The organism is Paraburkholderia sp. SIMBA_030, from assembly GCF_046535245.1.
Lineage (GTDB): Bacteria > Pseudomonadota > Gammaproteobacteria > Burkholderiales > Burkholderiaceae > Paraburkholderia.
This window is the reverse complement of record NZ_JAWRXB010000668.1, coordinates 1-267: the sequence shown is the minus strand read 5'-3', so window position 1 is coordinate 267 and position 267 is coordinate 1. Positions and strand designations below refer to the sequence as shown.

The 267-nt window shown below is 67.0% G+C and carries 1 protein-coding gene; it reads right to left on the bottom strand.

The features are described from left to right. A partial coding sequence (locus tag SB772_RS41635) for an MFS transporter (protein ID WP_410838724.1) occupies positions 1 to 267 on the bottom strand: 267 nt, incomplete at both ends.

Sequence of the window (267 nt, the reverse complement as noted above, 5' to 3'; positions counted from 1 at the left end):
AACGCTTGCGTGGTGGGGATCATCGGCCCGGCTACCAGGCCCTGCAGCGCGCGAAACGCGACGAGCTGCGGCAGGTTTTGCGCGAGGCCGCACAGGAGCGACGCGAACGTGAAGGCGAGCGTGGCCCACACGAACAGCCGGACCTGCCCGATGCGCTTGACGAGAAACCCGGTCAGCGGCAGCGCCATTGCATTGCTGACCGAGAACGTGGTGACGACCCATGCGCTCTGCGTCGTGCTCACGCCGAAATTGCCGGCGATCGTCGGC